This window comes from Pontiella sp., from assembly GCF_041622395.1.
Lineage (GTDB): Bacteria > Verrucomicrobiota > Kiritimatiellia > Kiritimatiellales > Pontiellaceae > Pontiella.
Genome location: NZ_JBFJYW010000208.1, coordinates 1 through 7,064 on the forward strand (window position 1 = coordinate 1; position 7,064 = coordinate 7,064).

General features: G+C 61.9%; 6 protein-coding genes. All 6 read left to right on the forward strand.

All coding sequences use genetic code 11. From position 1 onward, the window contains the following. Window positions 1-1,085, forward strand: a 1,085-nt coding sequence (larC, locus tag ABYO54_RS11875) for a nickel pincer cofactor biosynthesis protein LarC (RefSeq protein WP_372808468.1), incomplete at its 5' end; no start/stop codon positions are given. Beyond that, window positions 1,082-2,635 carry a sialate O-acetylesterase gene (locus ABYO54_RS11880; protein WP_372808469.1) on the forward strand — a complete coding sequence of 518 codons (1,554 nt, stop codon included), beginning with the start codon at window positions 1,082-1,084 and terminating at the stop codon, window positions 2,633-2,635. The genes larC and ABYO54_RS11880, both read left to right, overlap by 4 nt. 71 nt (window positions 2,636-2,706) lie before the next feature. Further along, the gene (gene hisF, locus ABYO54_RS11885; protein ID WP_372808470.1) at window positions 2,707-3,465 is read left to right on the forward strand and encodes an imidazole glycerol phosphate synthase subunit HisF; all 759 of its coding nucleotides are present in this window, start codon (window positions 2,707-2,709) and stop codon (window positions 3,463-3,465) included. A 157-nt stretch (window positions 3,466-3,622) separates the two neighbouring features. Then, a complete protein-coding gene (gene coaE, locus ABYO54_RS11890) occupies window positions 3,623-4,246 on the forward strand; it encodes a dephospho-CoA kinase (protein WP_372808471.1) in 624 nt (207 codons plus the stop codon). After that, entirely contained in the window at window positions 4,243-5,883 is a 1,641-nt protein-coding gene (gene rho / locus ABYO54_RS11895; RefSeq protein WP_372808472.1) for a transcription termination factor Rho, read from the forward strand. Before coaE ends, rho begins: the two co-directional genes overlap by 4 nt. Window positions 5,884-5,993: 110 nt before the next feature. Further along, window positions 5,994-6,953 carry a nucleotidyltransferase family protein gene (locus ABYO54_RS11900; RefSeq protein ID WP_372808473.1) on the forward strand — a complete coding sequence of 320 codons (960 nt, stop codon included), beginning with the start codon at window positions 5,994-5,996 and terminating at the stop codon, window positions 6,951-6,953. Window positions 6,954-7,064: the final 111 nt, after the last annotated feature.

The following is a 7,064-nucleotide window of genomic DNA, read 5'->3' on the forward strand; positions in this document are numbered from 1 at the left end:
ACCCGTTTGAAATTGTGGTGGATAAAGTCGTCGAGCAGGGGATGACGGGCGTCCGCGCAAAGGTGAACGTCCATGAGCATCATCATGATCATGACCACGGGCATGGGCACGGGCATGGGCATCATCACCACGGCCGGCATCTGGGCACGATCCTGAAGCTGATCGCGGAAAGCGCGCTGCCGGATCCGGTGAAGGAACGCGCTTCGGCGGTTTTCCAACGCATCGGCGAAGCGGAAGCGGCCATTCACGGCGTTGATATCGAAGCGATTCATTTCCACGAGGTTGGGGCGATGGATTCGATCGTCGACATCGTCGGCTGCTGCCTCGCGCTGCACCAGCTGGGCGTGGACGGCGTATCGATCCGCGATCTGCCGCAGGGCCACGGAACGATCGAATGCGCGCATGGAACCTATCCCAATCCCGCGCCGGCGACGCTCCGCATTCTGGAAGGCTTTCCCGTTCACGACGTGGACGAACCGTTCGAGCTGGTGACGCCGACGGGCGCGGCGCTGGTCTCTTCGTGGCGCACTGCGGCGGCTCCTCCGTCCGGCAGCCGCGCGGTCAAGACCGCCTACAGTTTCGGCCACCGCAAACTGAACCGCCGCCCGAACCTGTTGCGCGCCACCCTCTACGAGGAGGCCGACGACCGAACCGTGGATGAAGTGTTGATTTTGGAATGCAACCTCGACGACACCACGCCGGAGTTGGTGGGCTGCCTGTTCGACCAGTTGCTCGAAGCGGGCGCGCTGGACGTGTTCACGACGCCGGTGTTCATGAAGAAACAGCGGCAGGGAATTTTGCTGACGGCGTTGTGCAATCCTTCCGACCGCGAGCGGATGCTCGATCTGGTTTTCCGGGAGTCCACCACTTTCGGTATTCGCGAGCATCTGTCCAAACGCACCGTGCTGGAGCGTAGTTTTAAGACTGTGGCAACGCCGTATGGCGCGGTGCGGCTCAAAGTGGGCAGCCGCAACGGCTCGCCCGTCACGGTTTCCCCGGAGATCGAGGATTGCCGAAAACTGGCGAAAGAAAACAAGATTGCGGTTCGGGAAGTGTACGACGCCGCCAAGAAAGGATTGGAATGAAACTAAAGTTCGTATTGTCGGGGTTGTTGCTTCTCGGAATGACCGGCCTGGCGGAATTGAAACTGCCGGCGCTGTTTTCGGACGGCATGGTGCTGCAACGCGATCAACAGGTCGCCGTGTGGGGCTGGGCCGATCCCGGCGCCGACGTGGTCGTTTCGTTTGCCGGACAGCAAAAGAGCGTTAAGGCGAATCCGGATGGAACGTTTCTGGTTCGGCTCGATACGATGAAGGCGTCTGCCGATCCCCGGCCGCTGGCGGTCAGGGCCGGCACCGATGCCGTTGAGGTGAAGAACGTGCTCGTTGGCGAAGTCTGGCTCTGTTCCGGACAATCGAACATGCAAATGGCCGTCGCCGCGGCGGATAATTTCAAGGCGGAGCAAGCGGCCGCAAACCACCCGCTGATCCGCATGTTCACGACCGTTCGAAACGCGAGTCCGGAACCGCTTGCGGACTGCCGCGGTTCCTGGAGCGTCTGTACCCCGGAATCGGTCGGCGGTTTTTCCGCCGCGGGCTATTTCTTCGGGCGGGAGATCCAGCAGGCGCTCGGTGTTCCGGTTGGCCTGATTCATTCGTCGTGGGGCGGCACCTGCATCGAGGCGTGGAGTCCGTTGGAATCGCTCGCGCCCTATCCGTTGGCCATGAAGACCAAGGCCGGCTACGACGCGGGCGCCCGGAAATTCAGTGCCGCCGCCGAGGAGGAGCGCTTCGCAAAGGTGCATGCCCAGTGGCAGGAAAAGGCCAAGACGGCCACGGCCAACGGAAAGGCGGCCCCGCGCGAACCGCAGCGCCGCGTCAATCCGCGCCTGAACCAAAACTATCCGGCAAACCTCTACAATGCCATGATCCATCCGCTGGTGCCCTACGGCATGCGCGGCGCCATCTGGTATCAGGGCGAGCGCAACGCGAAAACCTACGCAAGCGCCATGGAATACCGCGCGCTGCTTGAAAACCTCGTGACCCGTTGGCGCGCGGACTGGAACGACGAGTTCCCGTTCTATGCGGTGCAGCTGGTCAACTACAAGGCCCCCCAAACCAAGCCGGTCGAAAACTCGGCGTGGGCCTGCATCCGCGACAGCTTCCTGAACTTCCACAAGGAAGTGCCCCATGCCGGCATCGCCGTCGCGATCGATGTGGGCATGGAGAAAAACATCCATCCCACCAACAAGCAGGCGGTCGGCTTCCGGCTGGCGCGGCAGGCCCTGGCGAAAACCTACGGCCTCGACGTCGTGCCCGGCGGCCCCATCTATCGATCGATGAAGAAGGACGGCGATAAGATCGTCGTCGCGTTCGACGACATCGGCGCGGGGCTGGTGGCGCAGGGCGGCGCGCCGCTCAAGCGCTTTGCCATCGCCGGGGCGGACCGCAACTTTGTGGAGGCGAAGGCCGTCATTGCCGGCGACACCGTCGTGGTCGGCTCCGATCAAGTGGCCGACCCGGTGGCCGTGCGCTATGCCTGGGCGGACAATCCGGTCGGATGCAATCTGTTCAACAAGGACGGGTTCCCGGCCTCGCCGTTCCGGACCGACGACTGGGCACCCGCCGCCGAATAGCGGGAAAACCCGTTTGCGTTTTCCGAGCCCCTGCCATATCGTCGGCCCCTTTCGAATTTCGGGGATTTCCTATGTTGGCAAAACGAATCATTCCCTGCCTGGATGTAACGGGCGGGCGCGTCGTGAAGGGCGTTAATTTTGTGGATCTGCGCGATGCGGGCGATCCGGTTGAGTGTGCCAAGGCCTACGAGGCCCAGGGTGCCGACGAGCTCACCTTCCTCGACATTACCGCGTCGAGCGACGGCCGCGATACGATGGTCGACATCGTCCGCCGCTGTGCCGAGCAGGTTTTCATGCCGCTGACCGTCGGCGGCGGAATCCGCACCGCGGCCGATGTGCGCCGCATGCTTCAGGCCGGGGCCGACAAGGTTTCGTTCAACACCGCCGCCATCAACAACCCCGACATTCTCAACGAATGCTCCGACTCGTTCGGCTCGCAGTGCACCGTGCTTGCGATCGATGCGCGCCGCAACGGCGACGGAACCTGGGGCGTCTTTACCCACGGCGGCCGCAACCCGACCAACCTCGACGCGGTGGAGTGGGCCATCGAAGGCTCCCGCCGCGGCGCGGGCGAAATCCTGCTCACCAGCATGGATTGCGATGGCTGCAAGGATGGGTACGACCTCGAGCTCACGCGCACGATTTCCGAGGCGGTCAACGTGCCGGTCATCGCGTCCGGCGGCGCGGGCACCTTGGCGCATATGGCCGAAGCGGTGACCGAAGGCAAGGCCGACGCCGTGCTGGCCGCATCCATTTTCCATTTCGGCGAATTCACTATGAAAGAGGTGAAGGAGTATTTGCGCTCGAAGGGCATCGAGGTCCGCTTATAGGCCCGCCGTTGCGCCCGCCGCATTGCGGGCGCGCGCTTTTCCCCGGTGAACAGGGATTGACATTGCCGGCGAATACACATAAAAAGTCGAAAGTTTCAGGACGAAACCATTCTCTTTCTTGGGGTTCCCATTCAAACGATTTCCTCTCTAGCCATTCATGTCGGATTCTGAACGAAGTTCACTTGTGATCGGCTTAACCGGCGGCATTGCTTGCGGGAAATCGGAGGTCGGACGGATTCTCGGGGAAATGGGCTTCGCCGTATGCGACGCCGATCAGGTGGCGCACGCGCTGATGCGAAAGGGGACTGCGGTCTTCCGGCAGGTGGTCGATCGTTTCGGCGAACGAATCCTGGCGGCCGACGGCGAAATCTCCCGTCCGATTCTGGGGGAAGCCGTATTCCGAAATCCAAGCCAAAGAGCGGCGCTCGACCGGTTGGTTCATCCGGCGGTGAGGGCGGAGCTCGAAGGGTGGATTTCCGAGCGGCGATCGATGGGGGAAGATGCCGTTGTACAGCTTCCATTGCTGTTTGAAAGCGGCATGCAGGCATTGGATTGGGATGCGGTTTTTTGTGTTTCCAGCAGCGGCGAACAGGTTTTTCGACGGTTGGAAAAGCGCGGGTTGGATCGCGATCAGGCGGAGGCGAGGATACGTTCCCAGATGCCGCTTGAGCAAAAGGAACGGCTTGCGGACCGGGTGATCCGGAACCACGGGACATTGAACGAACTGGAAGCGGCGGTACGGCAGGCCGTTGAACTAACTGCCGCGAAAGGGTTGAAATGAGCGAAGAAAACGAATTTGTCGACAAAGCCGCAAGCGGTGCCGAAAGCACGGAAGCACCGGCCGCCAAGAAGGTCACCAAGAAAAAGGCCTCCAAGAAAAAGGCCGCGGCCAAGAAGGACGTCGGGGCAGGAGCTCCGGCTCCGGCCGGCGAGTCGCCGGAATCCGCACCGGCCCCTGCGGCCCCCGCAGCTGCGGCACCGGACCAGAACAACAATAACAATAACAACAACGACGGCGGTGGCCAGGGGCGCCCGCAACAGCAGCATCAACAGCCGCGCAACGATCGGTTCGGCGGCAAGAACAACAAGAAAAACCGCAACAAGAACAAGCAGCCGCAACAACGGTGGAACGAAGATCCGCCGCCGAACACGGAAAACCTTCCGCCCTTCTCCCTGCATGAAATGCAGGTCACGGCCATCAACGACATCAAGGCGCTGGCCGAGCAGTACGGGCTTCAGGACTATGCCGGGCTGGCCAAGCACCAACTCATTTTCGAACTGCTCAAGAACCACGGCCGCCGCGGCGGTCCGTTGCAGGGGCGCGGCGTGCTCGAAGTGCTCCCCGATGGGTTCGGCTTCCTCCGCTCGCCGCTGAACAGCTATCAGCCCGCGCCGGACGATATCTATGTCTCCCCGTCGCAGATCCGCCGTTTCGGCGTCCGTACGGGCGATTCCGTCGAGGGCTCCATCCGCGCCCCCAAGGAAAAGGAGCGCTTCTTCGCGCTGCACCGCGTCGATCGCATCAACGGGGAAGATCCGGAGATGGCCCGCAAGCGCGAGCCGTTCGAAAACCTGACGCCGCTCTTCCCGGACCAACGCCTGGTGATGGAGACCGACCAAAAGGAAATCTCCATGCGCGTCATGGATATCGTGACGCCGATCGGCAAAGGGCAGCGCGGCCTGATCGTGGCGCCGCCGCGCACCGGTAAAACCGTGCTGATGCAGAAGATGGCCAACAGCATTTCCAGAAACAATCCGGAAGCCAAGTTGATCATCCTGCTCATCGACGAGCGGCCCGAGGAAGTGACCGACATGCGCCGCAACACCCAGGCCGAAGTGCTGGCCTCCACCTTCGACGAGCCGCCGGAACGCCACACGCAGGTCGCCGAGATCGTCATCGAAATGGCGAAGCGTTTGGTGGAGCAGGGCCAGGACGTTATCATCCTGCTCGACTCCATCACCCGCCTGGCCCGCGCCTACAACACCACCTCGCCGCACTCCGGCAAGATCCTTTCGGGCGGGGTCGATTCCAACGCGCTGCACAAACCGAAACGCTTTTTCGGCGCGGCGCGCAACATCGAAGGCGGCGGCAGCCTGAGCATCATCGCCACGGCGCTGGTCGATACGGGCAGCCGCATGGACGAAGTGATCTTCGAAGAGTTCAAGGGCACGGGCAACATGGAGCTGGGCCTCGACCGCGAGCTGGTCAACAAGCGCATCTACCCGGCCATCAACATCGAACGCTCCGGCACCCGCAAGGAAGAGCTGCTGCTGCATCCCGACGAACTGCAACGCATCTGGACGCTCCGCAAGGCGCTGAAGGATGTCCCGCAGGTCGAAGCGATGGAACTGCTCATCAACCGCCTCAAGAAAACCAACAACAACCTCGAATTCCTCATGACCCTCCAGGGGGGATAGGGCGCGGTTTGCGGTCTGGAAAAAGGCGGCCCCGGGGCCGCCTTTTTCATTTGCTCTTTTGACAGCGTTGGGCCCGTCTTGTAGCATCGCGCCTGTAGCAAGGGGGCACTATGCAGACGGCCAGAAAGGTGAACGCGGTTTTGTTGGCGGGCGACCGGCGCGCCAGCATTGCGTTGCGCAGCGACAACAAGGCGTTTCTGGAGCTCAAGGGGGTACCGCTCTTCATCCACGTGCTCAAGGCGTTGCTCAACGCGCAACTCGTCGGCAAGGTGGCGGTGGTCGGGCCGGCCGGCCGCATCCGCGAAGCCTGCCAAAAGCATGGCGTGTCCGCCGGGGTGATCGTGGTCGAGCAACGCGAAAACATGGTCGAGAACTTCAAGGTGGGCTATGTCGCGGCGCTGGGGTTGGACCCCTCCGTTCCGTTCTGGAGCTTGAAGGGAACCGCGCACGAAGAGACCCCGGTGCTCGTTGCGCCCTGCGATATCCCGCTCCTCGTCCCGGAAGAGGTCGACGAATTCCTGATGCGCAGCAACATGCACGAATACGACTATTCCATCGGCATCACCTCCCGCAACGTGCTGGCGCACTTCCATCCGACCGACGACCAGCCCGGCATCCGCATGATCTATTTCCACATCAAGGAAGATCTGATGCGGCACAACAACCTGCATATCGGCAAACCCCTCAAATTCGACCATCTCGACTACATCGAAAAGATGTACGAGTGGCGCTACCAAACGCGCATCGCCAACATTCTGCGCATGCTCTTCTCCCTGTTGGTCAACGGGGGGCGGCTGCTGAAAAGCCTGCGCGTCTTCATCCTCATGCAAATCTCGCTCTACTACGACCGGCACGGCCATCCGCGGCTCTCCGACCGCCTGCGCTCCTGGGTCGGCTTCACCCGTCTCGAAGAGGGCATCGGCAACGCCATCGGCGCCCGCGTCCAGATTGTCTACACCCACTTCGGCGGCGCCGCGCTTGACGCCGACAACGAACGGGACCTCGCCGTCATCGAACAACGCTACGACGAGTGGATGCACTTCCAGCGCAACCTCTATCCGCAGTCCTAGCCTGAATTATTCACGCGCCGAGTTTGCTTTGGCAACAAGGCGTCGAAAGGTGCCGCTGTAGCAGCCTACCGCAAGCCTTTCGCAACGAAGTTGACGAAGTGAAATCGCCGC

Excerpts from the sequence above, each read along its gene's own strand:
- rho (WP_372808472.1), top strand. The coding sequence starts at position 4,243 with ATGAGCGAAGAAAACGAATTTGTCGACAAAGCCGCAAGCGGTGCCGAA.
- coaE (WP_372808471.1), top strand. The coding sequence starts at position 3,623 with ATGTCGGATTCTGAACGAAGTTCACTTGTGATCGGCTTAACCGGCGGC.
- ABYO54_RS11880 (WP_372808469.1), top strand. The coding sequence starts at position 1,082 with ATGAAACTAAAGTTCGTATTGTCGGGGTTGTTGCTTCTCGGAATGACC.
- ABYO54_RS11900 (WP_372808473.1), top strand. The coding sequence starts at position 5,994 with ATGCAGACGGCCAGAAAGGTGAACGCGGTTTTGTTGGCGGGCGACCGG.
- hisF (WP_372808470.1), top strand. The coding sequence starts at position 2,707 with ATGTTGGCAAAACGAATCATTCCCTGCCTGGATGTAACGGGCGGGCGC.